This window comes from Zunongwangia pacifica (assembly GCF_023499215.1).
GTDB classification, from domain to species: Bacteria; Bacteroidota; Bacteroidia; order Flavobacteriales; family Flavobacteriaceae; genus Zunongwangia; species Zunongwangia pacifica.
Genome location: NZ_JAKHSK010000016.1, coordinates 46,824 through 68,863 on the forward strand (window position 1 = coordinate 46,824; position 22,040 = coordinate 68,863).

The following is a 22,040-nucleotide window of genomic DNA, read 5'->3' on the forward strand; positions in this document are numbered from 1 at the left end:
ACTACCTATAATAGTTTTCACTCTGGATCCTCAGAAGTAAAGGCAATTTCTTTCCCTTGTGCCCTTGCTTCCTTAACTATGGTTTGCATATATTCTGGTAATGAGTTTAGAGGCAGCATCAGGTCATCTACCATGACTAAATCGCTAAATGGATCATTTTCTTGCATATGCCCAGTAGAGAATTCTGAGTTATAATACCAAAGGTTGAACATCTTCTTAATTTCAGCAGCTTTATTGGTCACGGTACTAGATTTAGTGCCGAAGTGGTTATGAATACTTCTGCTGGCAATATTGGAGTTGCTACCTTTATTCGGACATAAAATTTAAGACTGTTTGTTATAAAATAAATATCTTAGAAACATGAAAAAACGCTATTACAGTCCTGAATTAAAGGAGCAAGCAGTTCGTTTAAGTTACCAGCGCGAGAATATAAAAGAATTAGCAGACGAGTTGGGTTTAGAAGTTCAAAGGATTTATAAATGGCGAAAGGCAGCCAAAACAACAATATTTCCTAAGCCAGAAAAAGCAATACCTGATGACACATTAGAGGTTAAAAGACTACGCAAAGCACTTAGAGAAAAGGAACTTGAACTTGAGATATTAAAAAAGGCCGTGCACATCTTCTCCAAGAGCGATGGGAAATCTATGGATTTATAGCTAGCTATAAACATTTATATCCGATTGAGAGGATGTGCAAGGTTTTTAAAATAAGTAGGAGTAGTTTTTATAGGTGGTATACGGCTGGACCATCAAAACGAAGATTGGAACTTAGCCTATTTACAGATTTGATTAAAACGGAATTTGATCAGAGCAAAAAACGATATGGATCTACACGAATAGCAGAAAAACTTAAACGTAAAGGCTACTGTATATCCAGGTTTAGAGTGGCTAAAATTATGAGGGCTAACAATTGGGTAAGCAAACACAAAAGAAAATTTAAAGCTACTACAGATTCCAATCACAGTTATCCAGTTTGTAGAAATTTATTGAACAGAAACTTTAATCCCATTAGATTAAATAAAGCTTGGGTTAGCGATATTACCTATATCCAAACCAATCAAGGGTGGCTATACCTAACCACAATTATTGATTTGTTTGATAGGCAGGTAATAGGTTGGTCATTAAGTACAAGTTTACATACCGATCAAACTATTATTCCAGCCTGGAAAATGGCTGTAAGCAAGCGTACCATAAACATGGATTTACTATTTCACTCAGATCGAGGAATACAATATGCCTCAAAAACATTTAGATCTTTTATTAAATCCAACCCTTTGGTAACCCAATCTATGAGTAGAAAAGGGAACTGTTGGGATAATTCCGTAGCTGAGTCTTTCTTTAAAACCTTAAAAGTAGAACTTATTTATGATGATGATTTTAAAACTATAGAGCAGGCTAAAACTGCTATATTTGAGTATATTGAAATATGGTACAACAGGAAACGATTACACTCCTTTTTGGGGTACAAAACTCCTTACGAAGTAGAACAAAAATTTTATCAATTTAAAAAAGTAGCATAGGTCTTAGAAAAATTGTCCGACTTTTTGTTGCAAGTCCACTGAACTACCAAAGACAAGCTAATGATTATGGCCAAAATGGGTAGGATAGGTACTTTTCCTATGGAAAGGGGAACTCTAAAGGGTCTTTCTTTGTCAGGTGCTTTAAAACGCAGCACAATCAAGGCAATATTCACGGCTACAAAAACGAGTAACGCCCCTAAAGAAGACATTCCTGCGACAATTTTAATATCCCCCAATAACAAAAATGCCGCTACCGCAGCCATAACCACAAGTGTAGTTACCCAGGGTACTTTTTGTGCATTGGTCTTGGTCATAAATTTTGGAAGCTCGCCCACGCTTGCCATACCGAAAAGCAACCTGCTAATGGAAATAATGCCACTAAAAGCCGCATTGGCCGTAGCAAAAAGTGCCGCAACTGCCAGGGCTACGGGCAACCAGGAATTTAAATTTGAAGCGGCCAGCGACAATGGGGAATCTACCTTTGCTATTTCTGCGGGGTCACTTATATTGAGTACCGTAAAAGATATTAGTAGGTATATAATTGTGGTAAACACCATTGTCAATAAAAATGCCCTCGGAATAGTCTTGCCCGGATTTTTTACCTCGGAACCTAATGCTGCCATATGCTCAAAACCCGTATAAACAAAGAATAAGGTAGCAGTCGCTGCCAAGGTGCCTGAAAAGGACTCCACTTTAAAAAATTCTGCTTTTGGTGCACCTGTTTCTGAAAGTCCAACGGCAATAAGAATAAACAAACCTAATAGTTGAATACTTACCATAACAATATTAGCAGTTGATGATTTTTTGATGCCCGTAATGCTTATCAATGCAAGAACCAGTAGCACGGCATAGCTAACCAGTAAGGAAGGGATGTTAAAAAAAGTGTTGAAATATCCTGAAAAAGCCAATAAAACTGCGGCAATAGTGGCCGAACTGTGAAATGCAATCGTCCAACCTGTTAGAAAGGATGGAATGTCGATTTTTGGAAACGCTTTCCGTACAAAAATGAATTCCGCACCGGCATTAGGATAGGTAGAGGACAACTCTGCATAGGACATTGCCGAGACACTGGCCGCAATGGCTGCAAAAATAAAGCTCAACCAAAGGTCTGTTCCCGCCTGTCCAGCGGCTGCACCAATTACAGTATATATTCCAGCACCAACAATGGTACCTACACCATAAAAAGTAAGGCGAAGAGTACCCAGAGATTTTTTTAATTCTGCCATAGTAATATTAGTGGTTTATTATCCATTTCTATCTAAATTCCTTTTTTCCATCTCTGCCTTTACGATTCCACGCTCAATCGCCTCTTCTTTTGAACAATTTTTGTTCAAATAGAAATCCGTCGCATATTTTAATGCTACTGCTCTAATATTTTCATCCAGCACATTTAGCCTCTCCTGGTAATCCTTAAATAAGTCCTCCTTCATTTTTTAAAATAGTTTTAGTACAAAAAACACCATAGTTAAGAGATATACAATATACGCTGCATCGAAAACGAATATCTGCCATCTGCTGAACCCGTGAAGTTCCTTGCTTTGATGGACAAATACCGAATATAAAAGTGGCATCAGTCCTACAAAAGCCAGGTTGACCCAGAACAACTGAAAATCTTCGATCGGAGTCGTCACCAGTGCCAAGGGGAAAAATGCCACCGTCATGGTAACAGCATTATCGGCAATCACGCTCGTGGTTCCCGCGGTCACTTCGCCACCCTTTACCACACTCCATGTTTTAAATATTTCGGGGGCGGTGGTCATTATTCCGGTAATAAACAGCCCTCCAACAATTTCGGAAATGTTCAACACCGAAACAATATTTTCCGTAGCCTTAACAATAAAAAAAGCACCCACGGCTATAGCCATAGCTCCGGCCACTGATAACCACACTTTCTTCTTATCCCACTCCACACTTTCCCCTTTTTTCCTGCCTTTTATAATGGCATGCGTTAAAAAAGCCGCATAGGCCGCCAGCATAATCCACCCATCAATGGGTTGTAACCCACGCCAGGCTTTTGGAAGGGTTAATATAGCTACCAAAGAAATGATTGCCAGATAGGGGATGGACAATACCGAGACAGAACGCTTGTTCAGGGCCAATAGGTTAGCATCTAAATGTTTTTGATGTTCCTTATTGTTTTTAAATTGCTTTCTGGAAGCGAAATAGGCGATGGTCACCATGAGTGGGATGGAAATTATATTGGAACCCAGCAAATTTCCTAATCCAATATCAGATACTCCCCGGGCGGCGCTGGTGATATTTATCGCCACTTCAGGACTCGCCGTTACAATAGCAAGGAAAGCCGCTCCTGCAGAAGCGGTAAGCCCCCATTGCTTACGCAGCATTTTTAAAGGTGTTAGGAGTTGATCAGCACCCCAATGAGCAGCCCAAGCTGCCAATCCCAATACTACTACCCAGAGCCAAACGTTCATAACTAATCGATTTTTATAATTGTCCTGTTACTTTCAGTATATTTCAACTTTTTCTTATCCGATATTTTCTGGTCTTTTTTTGTTGGCTTTGAAAGATCAGGAGTAAAATCACTCCCGTGCTAATCCAAACATCTGCGGTATTGAATACAGGGTCGAAAAAAGTAAATTCATTGCCTCCCCATAATGGCAGCCATTCCGGAAGCCTTGTATCAATAATAGGGAAGTACCACATATCCACCACATTGCCATTTAAAAATCCCGCATAACCACCGCCTGAGGGGAATATTTCTGCAATGTTGCGAAGTGCGGGATCACTTTTTTCAAAGATCAGTCCGTAAAATGCACCGTCCATCAAATTGCCCAATGCACCTGCGTATATAAATGCGGCACAGATTATAAAGACTTTTGCATATCCTTCACGTATCATTTTTTTGATATAAAAGGTCCCCCAAATAACGGCTACGAAGCGAAATAGTATTAAAACAAATTTGGCCAGATATCCCTCGCCAAATTTAAAGCCCCAGGCCATGCCGGGATTCTCCAAAAAATGTAAGCGAAACCAATCCAGACCAAACACAAAATATTCCTCGCCATAATAAAAATGGGTCTTCACATAAATCTTTATGGCCTGGTCTATTACCAACAACAGTAAAATCAATAATGCTACACTACTTTTATTCATAATTTCCTTATTGTTGCCCAACGTCTTGTGCAACATATATTTGCATTATTTAGATAATTTTAAAATTCTTATGGCACCCCGCATTACAAACGTGAAAACGATGCCGCCAATTACCAAATCGGGCCATTTGCTATCCAGAAAATAGACCAGCACCCCGGCCAGTATCACCCCGCCGTTTACGATGATATCATTCGACGTAAAAATAGCACTGGCCTGCATATGCGCCTCCTTACTTTTGGCCTTATTTATCAACCAAAGCGAAATAAGGTTACCCAGAAGGGCGAAAATGGAAACAATGATCATCAATTGGAAAATTGGTGTTTCACTACTGGTAAAAAACCTTCTTAATACCTCTGCAAAACCAAGTGTTGCCAAGGCCATCTGAAAATATCCGCTGAATTTTGCCACCTTCTTTTTTCTGGAAATGGCACCACCTACTGCAAATAAACTTAGCGCATATACTATCGAATCTGCCAGCATATCCAACGAATCTGCAATAAGGCCCATAGAAGAAGAGATCCACCCCGTGGTCATTTCGATAATGAAAAAGCCGAAATTTATCCCAAAGACCCACCAAAGGATTGTTTTCTGTTTGGATTGGTCTTCTATTACGGGAGGATCGGCTTCTTCGGTCCCTTGGAAGGAATCCCCAAGGTTTAAACCGGCTATTGATATTTGTATATCTTCGATTCCATTCACATGATATACTTCCAATTTCCTGTTGGGAATATCAAAATCCAAATATTTCACTTGTGTATAAGCCTCCAACTTCATCCGGATCATCTGTTCTTCTGAAGGACAGTCCATTTGACTTACTATAAAAGTACTTTTGTTCATTTCTCCCATATCACTTAACTATATTTTTCTTTCCTTTATTGGAAGTTAATAAGAGAATTACCGCACCGCCAATAGCTGCAAGTAATGAAGCTATCAAAATGCTTATTTTCGAAATTTTAATCAATTCCTGATCATTAAATGCGAGATTGGTAATAAAAAGGGACATGGTAAAGCCAATTCCCGCAATCATACCAATTCCAATTATATGTTTCCAGTTTAGTGTAATATGTAATTCGGAAACTCCAAGTTTTTGCCCAATCAATGTAAAAATACCAATCCCTGTTACTTTGCCAATTGCTAATCCCAAAAGGATCCCCAGCCCTAAAGAACCGGAAACAACCTCAATTAAATTTACATCGAGCTTTACTCCCGCATTCGCGACTGCAAAAATTGGAATGATAAAGAAAGCATTGAAATCAACAAGGGAATTTTCCAGTTTGAGCAAAGGAGGCCTTGAATTCTCAGTATCTGTTTTAATGGCTTTTAAAATTATTTGTTGTTTTTTATCCTGAAGAGGATTTAATTTTTCCAGCTCTGTTTTCTCAAGATTAGTAACGTTTGTGGCAGTCCTTTCTTTTAATATTTTACTGTCTAATTTGGGCACTATTGGAATGGTAATGGCAAAAAGTACTCCCGCAATAGTTGGATGGATCCCCGAATTAAGGAAGCAATACCATAAGATGATCCCAATAATAATATACCAAATCAAATTTTTGATCCCAGTCCAATTCATTAATAATAATAACCCAAATGCCCCCATGCCCGATCCAAGGTATATCCAGCTCAACTCGTTGCTATAAAACAATGCTATCACCAATATGGCACCTATATCGTCAGCAATAGCGAGGGCTATTAAAAATGTTTTTAACTGCCTGGGGACATTTTTTCCCAGTAGGCCAATAATCCCTAGTGAATATGCGATATCGGTAGCCATAGGGATGCCCCAACCCTTTATATTTTCAGTGCCTAAATTTAGGCTAATAAAAATGAGGGCCGGAACTGCCATACCACCTAAAGCTGCCAACAAGGGGGCTGAGGCTTTTTTAATTGAAGATAATTCCCCCACCATAACCTCCCTCTTCAATTCAAGGCCGGCAACCAAAAAGAAAATTGCCATTAGGCCATCATTGATCCATTCTTCAATTGTTAGCCCAAAACTAAGATGCTCGGAAAATTCAAAAAGCAATTCATCGCCAAGAAAATGATGATAGGCACCTGCCCACTGTGAATTAGCTAAAAGAAGGGCAACTATAGTAGCAATTATTAAAAAAATCCCCCCAGCTGTTTCCCTGTCGAGGAACTTTGTTGCCGTTTCCCTGATATACCCAATAGTGGATTGATTTCGAACTGATTGCCCCATTTTATCTTATCTGTTTTTTGAGTTAATTACTTAAACCTTAATATTTCAAAAAGCTTAGTAGCGTCTTAATTTTTAAGAACTTACTGTTAGGTCAACTTTAAATATGCAACGCCCTGTCTTCGGTAGCTGCCAGACAGGCCTCCTTAAAGGTCTCGGAAAATGTGGGGTGACCGTGTGACATTCTTGCAATATCCTCGGCAGCTGCCCTAAATTCCATCGCTACCACCGCTTCGGTATAACTGTCTGCTATGCGTGGGCCTATCATATGAACCCCCAATATCTCATCGGTCTGTTTATCTGCGATTACCTTGATAAAACCGTCAGTGTCCATACTTATCTTTGCCCGTGCGTTTGCCTTAAAAGGGAAAGAGCCTGTTTTTATACTTTTATTGGCCTTTTTCAGTTCTTCTTCCGTCAAGCCTACACCGGCGACCTCAGGCTGGGTGTACACGATATTTGGGATAAGCGAATAATTGATATGGGGCTTTTGGCCAACAATCCGTTCGGCTACAAAAACGCCTTCTTCACTGGCTTTATGGGCAAGCATTGCCCCCCGGATTACATCCCCAATGGCATACACACCCTTGACGTTGGTTTCAAGGTTTTTATCTACCGTTATCTGTCCTTTCTCATTGGTTTCCACTCCTATATTTTCAAGCCCTAAACTGGCGGTATATGGCTTTCGGCCAATGGCCATAAGACAGTAATCGCTTTCTAAGCTCATTTCTTCTTTATCGGAAAGGTTTTCCGCTTTCAATTCTACTTTGCCATCAGTTGCCGTTGCATTGGTTACCTTATGTTCCAAATAAAAATCAATTCCCTGTTTTCTTAGGGAACGGTGCAATTGATGTCCCAGTGCGCCGTCCATAGTGGCGATAAGGCTATCAAAATATTCTACTATAGAAACCTTTGAACCCAGGCGGGCGAATACGGAACCAATTTCAACACCGATAACACCACCGCCAACGACCATTAAATGCTTGGGGATTTCCTGTAGGGCAAGGGCTTCGGTAGAAGAGATGATACGCTTTTTGTCTATTTTAATATTGGGCAATGAAGCGGGTTTGGACCCTGTGGCAATGATGATTTTATCGGTTGCTATGGTTTCCGTTTTATCTTCTCCCTTAATTTCAATCGTGTTTTTGTCCTTGATGGTGCCATGACCTTCATAAACGGTAACCTTGTTCTTTTTCATCAGATAATCAACGCCATTGATGATTTCCTGTACCACATCCTGAACCCTTTGGCTCATTTTCAGGATATCGACATTGGCCTCTTTAACATCAATCCCAAATTTTTCGAATTGATGCTTGAGTTTGTAATAATGCTCAGAGGCTTCCAACCAGGCTTTTGACGGGATACAGCCCACGTTTAGACAGGTGCCGCCCAGGGTGCTGTATCTTTCTACAATGGCTATTTTTAATCCTAATTGGGCGCAACGGATCGCACTTACATACCCGCCCGGGCCAGATCCTATTATAGTTACATCAAATTTTTCCATATTCATATTTTTTTTAAGTTAGTTACGGTGGAAAAAACCTTAAGCTTGACCATTGGGGGCTGGGATTCAGGCTTAAGGCGCTCCCACCTATTATTTTTTACTACAATTTTTACATATCCCTTTTAATACCAGGTTCACATCGTTCACCTCATACTGGTCTGGCAAACTCTCTTCCGATATTTTATTTGGTAAACAGATTGTTTTCTTACAATCGGTACAATGAAAGTGCATATGTAAATCTGTACTGTGTTTACCTTTGGCGTTTTCATCGGAAATCGCATATTTTGCAAAAGCAGTTCCATCGTCAATTTGGTGCACCATGCTTTTTTTCTCAAAGAGCTTTATCGCCCTGTAGAAAGTGGTCTTATTGGCTGTTTTGATATTTTTATTGATGAAGACTTTTTGCATTTCATTTAAACTTACTGCATAAGTTTTCCTTTTGAGGTATTTGTAAATTTTCAACCTCATTTCAGTGGGACGTATCCCTTTGGACAATAATGTTCTTTCCGTCTTTGTCATTGCAATTTTATCTTAAGTATACGAACCGTCTTCCAACATTGTGAGTATAACGGTTGCTTAGGACACGCATTATGGAACTGTCCTATACTTAGTGGACAGACACTATATAACGGTTAGTTACTCCATAAAATATTAAATACAATCGATTATAAATTTTCAAGCCTAGGGGGATCTTGTTATTCAGTCAGGTTTCGTGTTTCTTCTTCTATCTTACCTTCAAATTTGGGCAAGGGTCTGTTTGTCCTTTCCTTTTCTGTCTCTACTACACCATTTTCTCTGATATCGTTGATCAGCCATTGCATTTCCATAATTTCCTTACGTTGCGCCTCAATAATTTCATCAGCGAGTTTCCTTACCCGTACATCCTTAATCTGAGCACGCTCACTCGTTAAAATAGCAATTGAATGGTGAGGGATCATACCTTCCATGTAATCAACACCGGTGACAGTAACCTGACTTCTCACCAATCCTATACCACCGACAATCAATATAATACCCAACCCGATGATCGCTATGTTTGCTCCTCGTTTTTTATACATATATAGCATAAACAGTAGCATTATAATGATCATAGAACCGACCATGATCAGCGTCATAAAAAACCTTGTTTCACTAAACCAGAAGTGATCAATGATCTGGTAAGAGTTGGTGTACATTAAAAAGAACATTGCCACCATTGCGGTAGCAATCATTGCGAAAAATTTACCGTAGTTATTGGCGTTTTTTTGTTTTTTTTTCATCTTTTTGGTTTTATAAATTAATTGCTATATTCTTAAATAGTTTAAGATCAAAAATCTTATATAATTCCTACTCCCCCACACGGTCTGAATATTTATGGATACTAAGGCCTTTAAGAATGATATAATCCTATTTTTCATAATGACCAGTTTCTTAATTATATAAAAGCTGTTAATTCATTTACTCATAGTCAATAAAACTGTGATAACTTTTTTATATCTACTTTTTATAAGCCAAAAGCCTTAACGCATTAAAAACCACCAGAAGCGTCGAACCTTCATGGATTACTACCGCCACTCCAATATTTGCCAAGCCGAATATGGTTGAAGGTATAAGCAGGGCCACAATACCAAGGCTAACCCAAAGGTTTTGCCTGATAATCGCCTTTGCCTTCCTGCTTAAGCCTATGGCAAAGGGCAGGGTTTCCAACTTATCGGCCATTAGCGCAATATCCGCCGTTTCCAGGGCCACATCACTTCCCGCAGCACCCATAGCTATTCCTACAGTGCTGTTTGCCATGGCAGGGGCATCATTAACGCCATCGCCCACCATCGCCACCTTGGATTCCTTTTCTTTTAATTCCTTTATAGCATCCACTTTTTCTTCCGGCAACAGGCTCCCCCAGGCATCGGTCAATCCTATTTCTTCTGCTACTGCGTCTGCTACCTTCTGGTTATCACCAGTAAGCATGATCATTCGTTTAATTCCTATTTCCTTCAATTCAGAAAGGGTCTTTTTTGCTGCCTCCCGAGGGGTATCCATTAATGCAATGATGCCTATATATTCTTCATTTTTTCGTATAAGCATTGTTGTATTTCCACCACCTTCAAGACCACGCACTTTCGTAGCTATTTTTTCGGAAGGTGTACTCTCATCAAGCCCTTCGTACAGGTCGAGGTTACCTATATAGATTTTATCATTGCCAAACGATGCTTTAATCCCTTTACCCAGAACTGCCTCCAAATTAGAGGCATTTGGGATTTCCTCGCCTTCCAGACGCTCTTTTCCATCACGAACTACAGCTTTGGCCAGGGGGTGATCACTCAAACTTTCCACAGCTACTGCTATTTTGAGAAGTTCGTTTTCAGATATATTTCCAAGTGGCACCACTTGGGTAAGTTTTGGCTTTCCTTCCGTTAGAGTTCCGGTTTTATCAAAGGCGAGGGCGGTAATAACCCCCAGGTCCTCCAGAGGGCGCCCTCCTTTAATTAATACCCCGCCACGGGCAGCTCTGGCCACTCCACTCAATACAGCACTTGGGGTCGAGATTGCCAACGCACAGGGACTTGCAGCTACCAGTACCGCCATTGCCCGGTAAAAGCTCGCGCTAAAGGGTTCGTCAATAACTAAAAAAGCGAACAAAAGAATCCCGACCAAAATAAGGACGGACGGCACAAAATATTTTTCAAATTTATCGGTGAGCAACTGGGTAGGTGATTTTTGGGTCTGGGCCTCGTTAACCAGTTTCACCAATCGGGAAAGCGTTGAATCTTTGGCTGCTTTGATCACTTTAATTTCCAAAGTATTGTTCCCATTGATCGTTCCGGCAAAAACGCGGTTTTCATCCTTGATATCATCTTGCGCCGAATAATCCTTGTCAACATCTTCTACGGGAACTTTATCTACCGGTACACTTTCCCCGGTAATCGGAGCTTGGTTGACACTGCTTTTTCCGTTGACCACAACGCCATCGGCAGATATTTTACTGTTCGGCTTGACCACGATAATATCGCCTATACCCAATTTTTCGATACCCACCTCTTCGGTTTTGCCATCTTTTTTGAGCAAAGCTGTTTTTGGTGCGAGATCGGCAAGGGCCGCTATGGACTTTCGGGCCTTGTTCATTGCATAATGCTCCAGGGCATGCCCCAGGCTAAAGAGAAATAATAACAAAGCTCCTTCAGCCCATTCCCCAAGAATAGCTGCTCCTATAGCTGCGACCAACATGAGAAAATCAATTTCAAATCCACCTTTGGCTACGGTCTGTATGGCTTCTTTTGCTGTAAAGTAACCTCCAAAAAAGTAGGCACCTATGTATAGGGATAAGCTGACCCATTCCGGTATTGATGTTACGTAGGACAAACCAAAACCAATACCCAAAAGAGCACCACAAATAATAGCAAAAATAAGTTCGGTGTTTTTCCCAAAAATACCTCCGTGGGCGTGGGAATTTTCTTCCCCGGCCCCGTGGCTATCCGCTTCTCTATGATTCTGGAGATCAGTATCTTTATGCTTTTGTTCTTCTATATCCCTTACCTTTTCTTTATTTAAATTTTGAGGATTCTTTTCGGCAGATTTAAAGCCCTTATTCTCAGCAGAGGAGCTTTTTTTAACTTGTAGGTTTTCTTTTTCGAGCTTTGTAGTTATCTCATCAAAACTTGTTTCCCGTTTATCATATTCTAAACGGATCATTCCTCCGGCATTGGCGGAAGCTTCCAAAACGCCTTTGATATTCAGCAGACTCTTTTCTAAAGTCCTTGCATGCCGGGTATGTCTAATCCCCTCAACCTCTATAAGCAAATGTCCATATTTCGCGGTAATTTCAGCCCCGGTTCTTTCTGCCAATGATTGAATGCGGTCAATAGAAATTATATCCGGATCGTAATGAAAGCACAATTGTGGCACCGTATCTTCCTGATCGTCTTTTATATGCACTTTATCAAGACCTTCTTTGGCTTCTAATTCTTCAATGAGCCTTTGCACACAAGTGTCTTTTTCATTTGGCACCTGTGGAAGGATTACGGGAATTTTGATTTTTAGTTTTTTCATATCCTTAGTTATTTATATCCAGTTTTTTGCTTGTTCTTTATCCTGAAGGTCAAAATATTTGACTTCTGAACCAGTAAAGAAATCAGTAGCTTTAGCGACCCATTCCTGCTATTTTTTTCGCCTACAAATGCCATTTTACACCTTATGATATTTACCGATGATGTTGTGGATGAGCGGATGGATTTTTTCTATATCCTTCTTTGTGATTTTACCATTGACTTTAGCGGCAATCAAGTTTTCTTTTTCTATGTCCAATACCTGTATCATTTTTTCAATTTTATAGGGTCTATATTAATTTAAGTGTATCTCCAAATACTCCAGAGCCTCAGGCATATCCAACTCACGGGTACCATTCCCGGTTCTGATAAAGAAATGCGAACGGTCACTCAAATTCAAATACACAGGTTTTTGTGATTTATGAACCCTTACATAACAGATATCCTTTTCTTCAAATTGGTGAAAAGACACTTTAACCAAAGTGCAAAAATGGGTACCCAACTTGAGGGACACCAATTGCATTATATATTGCTCAAACCCGTCCTTGCCAGGTTTTTTTAAAGTACCATAATCCTGTTCCAGCCCCAGAATACTACCTTCATCATCAATTCCGATAATTAAATGCCCTCCTTGGGTGTTCATAAACCCGGCAATTGTTTTTGCTATTACGTCTTCCAAAGCCTTATTCGGTTTAAACTGCCTCAAATCCCATCTCAAGGTAGATTTAAATTCTACTTGCTGGTTTTCTCCTGCCGCAATCAGCTCTCTGATCTCCTCCAGCTTATCTCTTCTTCCGGTCAATTGAAATATTCTTTGCCTGACCATAAACATAAGCGACAAGGCAATGCCCAGCAGTCCAAATAGCAATTTGATTATGGCTTGATCCAAATCCCATGAACTAAATTCCTGCTGATATGAAGCAAGCAGAGATTTCCACCATTCGCCATTACCTCCCTGCATGTCATACATGTGGAGTGAAATAACCAGGGGCTGTATTATAAATAAGCCAAGGGCTAATCCAATGAATATAAAAACAAATACTTTCCGTTTTTTCATTTTTACCTTCTTTTATATGCCATAGGTGCCATCGCCTTCGATACCTGTGGCCTTATAACTACTTCTTCTTATCCTGAAGGACTTTCTTCTTTTGTTCAAATTCCTCATCGCTTATCTCGTCCCGGGCGTATCGATCTCTCAGGGCTTCCATAGCCTTATCCTTCCGTCTGTTTTGTCCCGGGGTGGGATAAGGAATTAAGAATATCCAAAAGATAAGGATTATCCAAAGCCCCCACCATATCCAGTGCATTCCCCCAAAATATCAGTCGTCCATCATAATCTTTCTGTTTAAATTTATTTAACTTTTTTAATGATTTCCTTTCTCCATCCATTCCTTGGCCAAATCTTTTTCTTCAGGGCTAAAGAATTTAATATGTGCCCTTGTAAAGGGAATCAAAACTTCCGTAAACTGTTCCTTCCATTTTGTATTTCCCACCAATGCAACCTTTTTAACGCGTTCTTCGTTCGGAAGTTTCAGTTCAATGCTCTTCCAATACGCACTTGCGGTCCACCCCTCAAAATTTTCCATTATTAGTAATAAGCGAAAAATGATAAGACGGAAATATTTATATATCACATCTATGTCCCTAATTGCGGTACAAATTTTGTACGGCAGGAGGATATTTTATTTACACTTATTACATCTCCCCAGCGCTATTTTAATAAGGCACTACTGGAAGAGGATGGGATTCTATTTATACTTTTTCATCTTTCTATGTTATTTTGAATTAAATGGCATTCACTCTTTCTTTAAAATAAGCTGGGCAAATTTTATTTCTATGGATCCTTCAAGTCCAGGAACCACTTGATTTAAGCTTGGGCTTATAGTTTTCTCTATAAATCCACCGGCACTTAAAAGACAGGAAAATGTAGGACCTTGGGGGATGTGGGTCAATGTCGCTTTAAAGTAGTTTTGCACTTCTTTATTAGGAAGCCTGATCGTTACCAACCAATTAAAATCAATTGGTTCATGTGGGCGCAAAAGGAAATCCTCAACCGGGACCTTCCCGGAAAATCTTATCCATATAGGTGCTTGAGTACTTTTAAGATAGGTGGCTAGCTGTGGATTATTTGTGTCTATAGTTCTCAAATCTATGGAACCCGTAATTTCTTTACTTGTGTAATCAAAAAACATGGAAAGTTGATGGCTTTCCGCCTTAAATGCATTGCCATCTATATTAGCTTTTATAAGGATATGCCCCTCCCGTGTACTGTATATAGTTTGGGTATGCAGGATAGGAGCCAGCATTAAAAAAAATATAGTTAGTTGTCCTTTTCCCATTATTTTTCCTGCCTAATTTTTTTCTGGTCCTTTGGTTCATTTTTATTTTGAAGTATATTTACCCGGTGTTTATATTCTTCCTCGCTTATTTCGCCCCGTGCAAAACGCTCCCTTAGAATTTCCATTGCTCCGTCTTTTTTCCGTTTTTGTCCCGGGGTGGGGTAAGGAATTAAAAATATCCAAAAGATAAGAATTATCCAAAGTCCCCACCATATCCAGTGCATTCCCCCAAAATTCCAGTTGTCCATCATAATCTTTCTGTTTAAATTTACTTAACTTTTTTAATGATTTCCTTTCTCCATCCATTCCTTGGCCAAATGTTTTTCTTCAGGGCTAAAGAATTTAATATGTGCCTTTGTAAAGGGTATCAAAACTTCGGTAAACTGTTCCTGCCATTTTGTAATTCCCACCAATGCAACCTTTTTAACGCGTTCTTCATTCGGAAGTTTCAGTTCAATGCCTTTCCAATACGCACTTGCAGTCCACCCCTCAAAATTTTCCATTTCAATATACCAGTATACTTTATGGTTTGCCTGTATATGGTTTTTTAATTGAGATATCAAATTGTCATAATCGGTAGCATCCAATCTATTTTGAGCTACCATATATACCTTGTTTTCTTTTTTATAAATTTTCATCATTGTTCCAATTTTTTAAATCAAAAAACTTAATCCAAGTCATTGCTACATTTCTCACAGACTCCCTTGGCCACCAGATTGATATCCTCTGCCACATAGCCGTCGGGCAGGTTTATCTGAGGGATTTTGTGCTCTGTAAGGCACACGGTTTCCCCGCAACTATTGCAATGAAAATGTAAGTGAAGGTCGTTTCCCTCCTCACATTCACAATTGTCTTCGCACAGGGCATATTTAATGATGCCGGTGCCATCCTCAATTTGATGCACGATTCCTTTTTCTTCAAATGTCTTCATAGTACGGAAAAGCGTACTCCTTTCCGAGCTTTCGAAATCCTTTCCAAGGTCGCCTAAGCTAACGGCCACATTCAGTTGTGCCAGCCGTCTATAGGTCATCAAGCGCATTGCCGTAGGGCGGATGCCTTTGCTTTCCAACTTTTTTACTATTTTTTCCATTTGCTATAAAAGTATTTAGGGGTCGTAACGCTTTATGGATTCCCCGGTTTTTATCTGGAAGGCATCTTCAATATCGGAAAGATAAATTATTCCGTCACCGGGTTCAGTTGTTTTTGCATTCTCAAGGATAATATCTATTGCTGATTGTGCTTCTTCGTTTTGACATACCAGTTCTAACTTTACAACCGGACTGTCTGTTACACGGAAATCTAAAGAAGGTGATGCGCCTTTTGCTTTAAAAGCCCCCGTTCCTTCTCCCTGGGAAAGGGTCATACTTTTAAATCCGCTTTCACTAAGAGCTTCAATTACATTTTGAACTCGTTTCGGTTTTATAAATGCTTTTATTTCTTTCATTGCTGTAATATTAATTTTAGTATTAAGGATGAACCCTCTGGAATTTTAATTAAGACAAACATTTAACAGAGAGTCCATCCATCTAATTTTTTTAATTTAATGACCATGGGAAGTCTGGCTTTTCTGCATTTCAGAAACCAGATAATAGGCATTATTATAGGCAACCAACGTACCTTCAGGCAGAGGCTCCAGCAGTTTAATTTCAACCCAACCATCTTCATTTATTCCCGTTCTAACCTGCACTGGTTTCAATTCCCATTCGGTTTCACCATCTTCCTGGTGTTTTTGGGCCGTAAAGATGTAGGGATTTCCTTCTTCTTCAATTATTGCTTCTTCCGGTAAGGCAGGAACAGCTTCTTCACCGGTCCTGATTTTTCCGTTTATATACATCCCCGGAATTAGAAAATCTTCTTTATTATCGATTTCTGCATGCACATGTACCGCTTTGGGGTTTTGTTCAAATTGTTTCCCCACTGAATAAATTTCCCCGGTTAAATTACTGCCTGGAACCGATTCCAGTGTAAACGCAATCTTTTGGCCTTCTTTCACCTTATAAATATCTTTTTCAAAAACCATTAGATCGGCATGCACATATTCATTATCAACTACCATAAACATACTGGTCTGAGGGTCTACATATTGTCCTACCTGTACCAGTACTTTTTCAATATAACCTCCAATTGGGCTTACTACCGGAATATATTCATATAATTCACCGTCTCTAACCTGGGAAGCATTTAGGTTTAACTGCCGTAACTGTGATTCATACCCCCGCACTTCACCTTGTACAGACTGGTAATCTGATTGGGTTTGTTGAAAAGATTTTCCAGATCCTACCTCTGCTTCATATAAACGTTTCTGTCTTTCAAATTCCTTTTCCAAAAATTGCATCCTACTATATGCATTAATATAATCAGACTGCATTCTGGTTAAATTTGGGTGAGAAAGATAAGCCAACACCTGACCTTTATTTACCTTATCCCCCTCAATAACCTTTATAGAAGTTATATTACCGCCTAAAATTGCCGTAACGGTAGCTTCATATTGTGGCGGCACTTCTAACTGGCCATTGGCTTCCACAATACCGGACAAAGCTTTTTTAGGCAAGGTATCTACTTTAATCCCCAGACTATTGAATTTCATTTCTGAAAGATGTACCGAACGCATCCCACCTTCTTCTTCACCGTGTTCTTCATCTCCTTCCTCACCGTGATTTTCACCTTCTTCGGTATTAGTAGTTGCAGTTTCACTGGAAGCATCTTCCCCTGCCGCAGGATTTTCTTTACATCCAAAGAATATGCTGAGCGTTAAGGCAAGCATTAGAATATTTATTGATCTTGTATTCATATCGATTTTCTTATTTTAATTTTTAATTTGAATTCTTAAGGTAATATTCCAGTTGGTAACGGCTGTCGAGATAATCGTTAAAAGCACTCCAGGCATTTACCTCGATTCTAATGGCATCTCTTATATTTTGGAGAAATGTCACATAATCGATAGCGCCTTCCTTAAAGGCCAGCACTGATCCATCTTGTTGCTCTTTGGCCAGCGGAAGTGCTTCATCCCTATAATAATTCCATGAGTTTCTCCATTTGATATAGTCTTCACGCATATTTTTATAGGCGGTTTCCAGTTCGATTTTATCCTGATAAAAGTTTTGCTCTGCAATCTGTCTATTTACTTGTGCTTCCTGTGTACGGCCTAATTCCGGCCCAAAAAACAGCGGAATTTGAATTCCTATTTGATATTGGAAGAAACCCGATTGCCCGGCTATTTCCTGCCTACCGTACTGACCCTGAAATTTGGGCAAAAATTCAGATTTTCGTTCTCTGGTAACCGCTTTGGCAACATCTATCCTTTGTTCCGAAACCTGTAGCAACGGATGATTTTCAAGCGACTCTACCAGAAAGTTTAAAGGTTCGTCTAAAGTTTCAACAGGCAAATCTGGTACATCATAGATTGTGTCACTAACGAACCATAGGTTTAAACGCTGTATTGATTTCAGGTAATCTCGGTACGATTGTTCCAGCTGTATTTTAACCTCGTTCGCCTGGTTGGAGGTAGCAAGATATTCCAATTTGGAGGTGGCCTCTGTTTCATACCTGATTCTTGCAGCCCTTTCAATATCTTCAAAAATTGAATCCATTTTTCTATATACCTGATACGCCTTTTTAGTTGTATAAACCGAGGCCCAGGCCCTGCTTACTTCACGTTCAATTTCAATAGTAGATAACTCTAAGGCACTTTCAGCAAGGGCAACCCTTTCTTTCTGCAATTTTAACCGGGGGGCAATTCCAAAAATATCAATGCCTTGCTGTTGGACGCCAATTTGAGTATAGACCCCATCAGAACCATTTCCTACCTCTTCTTTTCCTGTAAAGATTTGGGTATTCCCAAAATCATAAGCGGTTTTACGCAATACTTCCTCACTTTCAATTTCAAGTTGGGCAGCTTTTAATTGTGGAAAGTTTTGGATTGCCATTTCTTTAGCCTCTTCCAAACTAATAGTTTGTAAAGAATCCTGTATTGGATTTTCCGATGACATTTCATCAGATTGTGCATTTACGGAAAAGGTTCCGCCTAACATCAATCCAATTATCAAAATTGTGGCTAAAGATCGTGAATTGGAAGAACCAAGCTTGTTCTGTTCCTTTTTCTCTCGTCTCTTCTCTACAAATGTATAAAGGACAGGAAGAACCACCAGCGTAAGCAAGGTAGCCGTAAGCATACCACCTATAACAACTGTAGCAAGTGGTTGTTGAACTTCTGCACCGGCAGATGTGGAAAATGCCATTGGTAAAAAACCGAAAATATCTGTTGTTGCTGTTAACATAATAGGTCGTATTCGTTCTTTGGTTCCTGTAAAAATTCTATCTCTTAGACTGGTTACTCCTTCTTCTTTTAAAGAATTGAATCTATTTATTAGTACCAGTCCGTTTAAAACTGCAACACCAAACAGAACAATGAAGCCTACACCTGCGGAAATGCTAAATGGCATACCTCTTAACCAAAGGGCAAAAACACCTCCGATAGCAGCCAATGGTATCGCCATATAGATCATGATAGATTGGGAAAAAGATTTTAAGGCAAAATATAGAAGCACGAAAATCAGGAATAAGGCTATCGGTACCACAATCACTAATCGGTCTTTGGCACTCTGAAGGTTTTCGAACTCCCCTCCATAAGTAATATAATAACCTGGTGGCAATTCTAATTCCTCATCTAATTTTTGCTGAATGTCGTTCACCACAGACTCTACATCCCTTCCCCGGGCGTTTACACCCACATAGGTTCTTCTGTAGGTATCATCTCTTGAAATTTGCATGGGGCCCGGAACATACTCAATATCTGCTATTTCTTTTATAGGCACCTGAGTTCCGTCTGGAAGATCGATATACATACCACGCAAATCATCAATATTCTTTCTATGATCTTCATCAAATCTTACTACCAGATCAAATCGTTTTTCTCCTTCAAAAATGACTCCGGCTGTTCCTCCTGCAAAAGCTGTACTTATGTAATCATTGGCTTTTTGGATATCCAGTCCATATTGCGCAATTTTATCACGGTTAAATTTAACGGTCATTTGTGGGAGGCCTGATGTTCGCTCCGCGTTTACATCACCAGCTCCAGGTACAGTTTGGATAATATTGGCCATTTCCTGCACTTTTTCCGATAACACCTCCAGGTCCTCTCCATATAGTTTAACCGCAATATCTTCTCTAACCCCTTCTAATAATTCGTTGAACCTTAATTCTACAGGTTGCGTAAACACAAGGTTTACCCCAGTAAGTTCTTTATTGAGTTTTTCCTTGATCTGCGCTATAAGTCCTTCTTTAGTTTCAGCAGTTGTCCATTTATCCTTATCTTTTTCAAGAATCAGGTACATATCTGCTATATCCATCGGCATGGGATCTGTTGGGATGTCGGCCACTCCAATTCTTGCTGTTGCCGTTTTAATTTCAGGAAAATTTTCTAAAAGGATATTCTCTATTTTTTTTGAAACATCAATAGACTCTGTTAATGAACTTCCTGGTCTTATTAAAGCCTGCATCGCGATATCCCCTTCATCTAATTGAGGCACAAATTCTCCTCCCATTCTCGAAAAAAGAAAACCGGCTAACACAAGCAGTACCACTGCAGATCCTATAACAATTAATTTCAGTTTTAAGGCTCCTTTTAATAAGGGCATATATACTCTTTGTATTCCGCCAATTATCTTATCACTGATTTTTTCCAGCCAACGTTCAAATTTTCCAAACCAGTTCTTTTTATTCTGAATTGGTTTCATGAATAAGGCCGACATCATAGGTACGTAGGTAAGACACAAGAAGATAGCACCTATCATGGCAAAACCGAAAGTGTAAGCCATCGGCTTAAACATTTTGCCTTCTACCCCGGTAAGAAAAAGAATGGGTGTAAATACGATAAGAATGATAATTTGTCCAAAAAATGCAGAGCCCATCATCGTGGTTCCGGCATCATAGGCTACTTTATCCATTACGCCTTGATTGAATTTTAGCTTTCCAGACCTAATCCGTTTTTGGATCTCATACACCGTTCCTTCTATAATAATCACGGCACCATCTATAATAATCCCAAAGTCTATAGCTCCCAAGCTCATTAAGTTTGCCCATACATTAAATTGCTTCATTAATATAAAGGCAAAAAGCAAGGACAACGGTATGGTCGTGGCCGTTATGATGCCACCTCTTAAACTACCCAACAATAAAACAAGGGCAAATATCACGATTAGGGCGCCTTCCAGTAAATTGGTTTTAACGGTATCGGTCGTTCTGGCAATTAGCTCACTACGATCAATGATAGGGGCGATAGTGAGACCTTCTGGCAGGGATTTTTCAATTTCTGCCATACGATTCTTAACATTTTGAATAACCGCATTAGGGTTTGAACCTTTTAGCATCATTATTATTCCTCCCACGGCTTCCTTACCGTCTTGCGTAAAAGCACCATAACGTACCTGATTCCCAAAATGGACGCGTGTTGCAACATCTCCAATAGTTACGGGAATGTTGCCCTCGTTAATAATCGAAATATCTTTAATGTCTTCCAAAGAGCGAATAAGACCTTCACCTCTTATGAAATTTGACATTTTATTTTTTTCTATGTAAGCACCGCCTGTATTCACATTGTTCCGAGCGAGAGCCTCATACACTTGTGAAATACTAATACCTAAACTATTCAACTTATCTGGGTTGACAGTGACCTCGTACTGTTTAATACTGCCTCCATAAGAGTTGACCTCTACCACGCCTTCCAGTAATGTGAGTTGTCGTTTGATAACCCAATCTTGCACGGTGCGCAGTTCCATAGGCGAATACTTGTTTTCAAAACCCTCCTCTGGCTTTATAGTGTATTCATAGATTTGACCTAAACCAGTAGAGATGGGACCCATAGATGGACTTCCAAATTTTTCAGGGATAGATTCGCCCAGTTCGTTTAGTTTTTCCTGTACCAGCTGTCGAGGAAGATAGGTTCCCATATCGTCTTCAAAAACGATAGTAACTACGGAAAGGCCAAAGCGTGAGATAGATCTTATTTCTGTAACGCCTGGTAAATTACCCATAGATAGTTCTACGGGATAGGTTACAAATTGTTCAATATCTTCTGTGGCAAGATTTGGCGACTGGGTGATCACCTGAACCTGATTGTTAGTAATATCTGGCACCGATCCCAGGTTGACGGTCATCATGGACCAAATACCCGTCCCTATCAGCGCTAAGGTAAGTAGTCCAATAATAAATTTATTATTAATGGAAAATGCGATAATCTTATTAATCATATAAATAAAAATTTAATTCAGTTAAAATTCTTGATAATAATTTTGTGCCTAACAAAATCTATCAATAGGACCAAGGATCTAGTATGAGAACCAGGATTTG

At 39.6% G+C, this 22,040-nt stretch carries 24 protein-coding genes and 1 pseudogene; 2 read left to right on the forward strand and 23 right to left on the reverse strand.

Annotated features, from left to right (window positions below):
• Window positions 1-17 precede the first annotated feature (17 nt).
• Window positions 18-323: a DUF6398 domain-containing protein gene (locus L1967_RS12220; RefSeq protein WP_338063538.1), complete on the reverse strand. Its 306-nt coding sequence runs from the start codon at window positions 321-323 to the stop codon at window positions 18-20.
• A 37-nt stretch (window positions 324-360) separates the two neighbouring features.
• Between L1967_RS12220 and L1967_RS22475 the strand changes: the two genes are divergently transcribed.
• Together L1967_RS22475 and L1967_RS12230 are read left to right on the forward strand one after the other, a co-directional pair.
• Complete coding sequence (locus L1967_RS22475; RefSeq protein WP_420856416.1) at window positions 361-657, forward strand: transposase; 297 nt, start codon at window positions 361-363, stop codon at window positions 655-657.
• The gene (locus tag L1967_RS12230; protein ID WP_420856417.1) at window positions 654-1,520 is read left to right on the forward strand and encodes an IS3 family transposase; all 867 of its coding nucleotides are present in this window, start codon (window positions 654-656) and stop codon (window positions 1,518-1,520) included. Before L1967_RS22475 ends, L1967_RS12230 begins: the two co-directional genes overlap by 4 nt.
• Here L1967_RS12230 and L1967_RS12235 read toward each other — a convergent pair.
• The 22 genes and pseudogenes from L1967_RS12235 to L1967_RS12330 form a co-directional block, all read right to left on the reverse strand.
• Window positions 1,499-2,746, reverse strand: a complete 1,248-nt coding sequence (locus tag L1967_RS12235) for an APC family permease (RefSeq protein ID WP_249601869.1) — start codon at window positions 2,744-2,746, stop codon at window positions 1,499-1,501. The two genes, L1967_RS12230 and L1967_RS12235, sit on opposite strands and share 22 nt — an antisense overlap.
• Before the next feature lie 18 nt (window positions 2,747-2,764).
• A complete protein-coding gene (locus L1967_RS12240) occupies window positions 2,765-2,950 on the reverse strand; it encodes a hypothetical protein (protein ID WP_008615609.1) in 186 nt (61 codons plus the stop codon).
• Between the two features lie 3 nt (window positions 2,951-2,953).
• Window positions 2,954-3,952 (reverse strand): sodium:calcium antiporter, encoded by a 999-nt coding sequence (locus tag L1967_RS12245; RefSeq protein WP_128766685.1) that lies wholly within the window; start codon window positions 3,950-3,952, stop codon window positions 2,954-2,956.
• A 43-nt stretch (window positions 3,953-3,995) separates the two neighbouring features.
• Window positions 3,996-4,670: a lipoprotein signal peptidase gene (locus tag L1967_RS12250; protein ID WP_382402983.1), complete on the reverse strand. Its 675-nt coding sequence runs from the start codon at window positions 4,668-4,670 to the stop codon at window positions 3,996-3,998.
• Window positions 4,671-4,679: 9 nt separating this feature from the next.
• Complete coding sequence (locus L1967_RS12255) at window positions 4,680-5,471, reverse strand: cation efflux transmembrane domain-containing protein (RefSeq protein ID WP_449405355.1); 792 nt, start codon at window positions 5,469-5,471, stop codon at window positions 4,680-4,682.
• 10 nt (window positions 5,472-5,481) lie between these two features.
• A complete protein-coding gene (nhaA, locus tag L1967_RS12260; protein WP_249601870.1) occupies window positions 5,482-6,831 on the reverse strand; it encodes a Na+/H+ antiporter NhaA in 1,350 nt (449 codons plus the stop codon).
• Between the two features lie 97 nt (window positions 6,832-6,928).
• The gene (lpdA, locus tag L1967_RS12265; RefSeq protein WP_220114938.1) at window positions 6,929-8,332 is read right to left on the reverse strand and encodes a dihydrolipoyl dehydrogenase; all 1,404 of its coding nucleotides are present in this window, start codon (window positions 8,330-8,332) and stop codon (window positions 6,929-6,931) included.
• Between the two features lie 90 nt (window positions 8,333-8,422).
• Window positions 8,423-8,851, reverse strand: coding sequence for a Fur family transcriptional regulator (locus tag L1967_RS12270; RefSeq protein WP_220114937.1), 429 nt, complete (start codon window positions 8,849-8,851; stop codon window positions 8,423-8,425).
• 176 nt (window positions 8,852-9,027) lie between these two features.
• A complete protein-coding gene (locus L1967_RS12275; protein ID WP_220114936.1) occupies window positions 9,028-9,591 on the reverse strand; it encodes a DUF305 domain-containing protein in 564 nt (187 codons plus the stop codon).
• A 217-nt stretch (window positions 9,592-9,808) separates the two neighbouring features.
• Window positions 9,809-12,358 (reverse strand): heavy metal translocating P-type ATPase, encoded by a 2,550-nt coding sequence (locus tag L1967_RS12280; RefSeq protein ID WP_249601871.1) that lies wholly within the window; start codon window positions 12,356-12,358, stop codon window positions 9,809-9,811.
• A gap of 12 nt (window positions 12,359-12,370) precedes the next feature.
• Window positions 12,371-12,454, reverse strand: a pseudogene (locus L1967_RS22480) (SpoIIAA family protein); the annotation flags it as partial.
• 39 nt (window positions 12,455-12,493) lie between these two features.
• Entirely contained in the window at window positions 12,494-12,625 is a 132-nt protein-coding gene (locus L1967_RS22280) for a hypothetical protein (RefSeq protein ID WP_258539130.1), read from the reverse strand.
• Between the two features lie 24 nt (window positions 12,626-12,649).
• Window positions 12,650-13,411, reverse strand: a complete 762-nt coding sequence (locus L1967_RS12285; protein ID WP_249601872.1) for an AlbA family DNA-binding domain-containing protein — start codon at window positions 13,409-13,411, stop codon at window positions 12,650-12,652.
• Between the two features lie 58 nt (window positions 13,412-13,469).
• The gene (locus L1967_RS12290) at window positions 13,470-13,661 is read right to left on the reverse strand and encodes an SHOCT domain-containing protein (protein ID WP_041250021.1); all 192 of its coding nucleotides are present in this window, start codon (window positions 13,659-13,661) and stop codon (window positions 13,470-13,472) included.
• 57 nt (window positions 13,662-13,718) lie between these two features.
• Window positions 13,719-13,940 (reverse strand): SpoIIAA family protein, encoded by a 222-nt coding sequence (locus L1967_RS12295; protein WP_013073459.1) that lies wholly within the window; start codon window positions 13,938-13,940, stop codon window positions 13,719-13,721.
• A 210-nt stretch (window positions 13,941-14,150) separates the two neighbouring features.
• A complete protein-coding gene (locus tag L1967_RS12300; RefSeq protein ID WP_013073460.1) occupies window positions 14,151-14,693 on the reverse strand; it encodes a hypothetical protein in 543 nt (180 codons plus the stop codon).
• Window positions 14,693-14,944 carry an SHOCT domain-containing protein gene (locus L1967_RS12305; RefSeq protein WP_013073461.1) on the reverse strand — a complete coding sequence of 84 codons (252 nt, stop codon included), beginning with the start codon at window positions 14,942-14,944 and terminating at the stop codon, window positions 14,693-14,695. The genes L1967_RS12300 and L1967_RS12305 overlap by 1 nt, the downstream gene beginning before the upstream one ends.
• A 30-nt stretch (window positions 14,945-14,974) precedes the next feature.
• Window positions 14,975-15,334, reverse strand: coding sequence for a SpoIIAA family protein (locus tag L1967_RS12310; RefSeq protein WP_128766681.1), 360 nt, complete (start codon window positions 15,332-15,334; stop codon window positions 14,975-14,977).
• Window positions 15,335-15,360: 26 nt separating this feature from the next.
• On the reverse strand, window positions 15,361-15,783 hold the full coding sequence (locus tag L1967_RS12315; RefSeq protein ID WP_249601873.1) for a Fur family transcriptional regulator: 423 nt from the start codon (window positions 15,781-15,783) through the stop codon (window positions 15,361-15,363).
• A gap of 15 nt (window positions 15,784-15,798) precedes the next feature.
• A complete protein-coding gene (locus L1967_RS12320) occupies window positions 15,799-16,137 on the reverse strand; it encodes a P-II family nitrogen regulator (protein WP_009778856.1) in 339 nt (112 codons plus the stop codon).
• Between the two features lie 96 nt (window positions 16,138-16,233).
• A complete protein-coding gene (locus tag L1967_RS12325; protein WP_187288243.1) occupies window positions 16,234-17,484 on the reverse strand; it encodes an efflux RND transporter periplasmic adaptor subunit in 1,251 nt (416 codons plus the stop codon).
• Between the two features lie 22 nt (window positions 17,485-17,506).
• Entirely contained in the window at window positions 17,507-21,940 is a 4,434-nt protein-coding gene (locus L1967_RS12330) for a CusA/CzcA family heavy metal efflux RND transporter (protein WP_249601874.1), read from the reverse strand.
• Between the last annotated feature and the right edge of the window lie 100 nt (window positions 21,941-22,040).

Coding starts and splice junctions, on each gene's coding strand:
- L1967_RS12235 (WP_249601869.1), bottom strand. CDS start 2,746: ATGGCAGAATTAAAAAAATCTCTGGGTACTCTTCGCCTTACTTTTTAT.
- L1967_RS12325 (WP_187288243.1), bottom strand. CDS start 17,484: ATGAATACAAGATCAATAAATATTCTAATGCTTGCCTTAACGCTCAGC.
- L1967_RS12240 (WP_008615609.1), bottom strand. CDS start 2,950: ATGAAGGAGGACTTATTTAAGGATTACCAGGAGAGGCTAAATGTGCTG.
- L1967_RS12310 (WP_128766681.1), bottom strand. CDS start 15,334: ATGATGAAAATTTATAAAAAAGAAAACAAGGTATATATGGTAGCTCAA.
- lpdA (WP_220114938.1), bottom strand. CDS start 8,332: ATGGAAAAATTTGATGTAACTATAATAGGATCTGGCCCGGGCGGGTAT.
- L1967_RS12245 (WP_128766685.1), bottom strand. CDS start 3,952: ATGAACGTTTGGCTCTGGGTAGTAGTATTGGGATTGGCAGCTTGGGCT.
- L1967_RS22475 (WP_420856416.1), top strand. CDS start 361: ATGAAAAAACGCTATTACAGTCCTGAATTAAAGGAGCAAGCAGTTCGT.
- L1967_RS12300 (WP_013073460.1), bottom strand. CDS start 14,693: ATGGGAAAAGGACAACTAACTATATTTTTTTTAATGCTGGCTCCTATC.
- L1967_RS12305 (WP_013073461.1), bottom strand. CDS start 14,944: ATGATGGACAACTGGAATTTTGGGGGAATGCACTGGATATGGTGGGGA.
- L1967_RS12320 (WP_009778856.1), bottom strand. CDS start 16,137: ATGAAAGAAATAAAAGCATTTATAAAACCGAAACGAGTTCAAAATGTA.
- L1967_RS12255 (WP_449405355.1), bottom strand. CDS start 5,471: ATGAACAAAAGTACTTTTATAGTAAGTCAAATGGACTGTCCTTCAGAA.
- nhaA (WP_249601870.1), bottom strand. CDS start 6,831: ATGGGGCAATCAGTTCGAAATCAATCCACTATTGGGTATATCAGGGAA.
- L1967_RS22280 (WP_258539130.1), bottom strand. CDS start 12,625: ATGATACAGGTATTGGACATAGAAAAAGAAAACTTGATTGCCGCTAAA.
- L1967_RS12290 (WP_041250021.1), bottom strand. CDS start 13,661: ATGCACTGGATATGGTGGGGGCTTTGGATAATCCTTATCTTTTGGATA.
- L1967_RS12330 (WP_249601874.1), bottom strand. CDS start 21,940: ATGATTAATAAGATTATCGCATTTTCCATTAATAATAAATTTATTATT.
- L1967_RS12280 (WP_249601871.1), bottom strand. CDS start 12,358: ATGAAAAAACTAAAAATCAAAATTCCCGTAATCCTTCCACAGGTGCCA.
- L1967_RS12270 (WP_220114937.1), bottom strand. CDS start 8,851: ATGACAAAGACGGAAAGAACATTATTGTCCAAAGGGATACGTCCCACT.
- L1967_RS12275 (WP_220114936.1), bottom strand. CDS start 9,591: ATGAAAAAAAAACAAAAAAACGCCAATAACTACGGTAAATTTTTCGCA.
- L1967_RS12250 (WP_382402983.1), bottom strand. CDS start 4,670: ATGTTGCACAAGACGTTGGGCAACAATAAGGAAATTATGAATAAAAGT.
- L1967_RS12285 (WP_249601872.1), bottom strand. CDS start 13,411: ATGAAAAAACGGAAAGTATTTGTTTTTATATTCATTGGATTAGCCCTT.
- L1967_RS12295 (WP_013073459.1), bottom strand. CDS start 13,940: ATGGAAAATTTTGAGGGGTGGACCGCAAGTGCGTATTGGAAGAGCATT.
- L1967_RS12315 (WP_249601873.1), bottom strand. CDS start 15,783: ATGGAAAAAATAGTAAAAAAGTTGGAAAGCAAAGGCATCCGCCCTACG.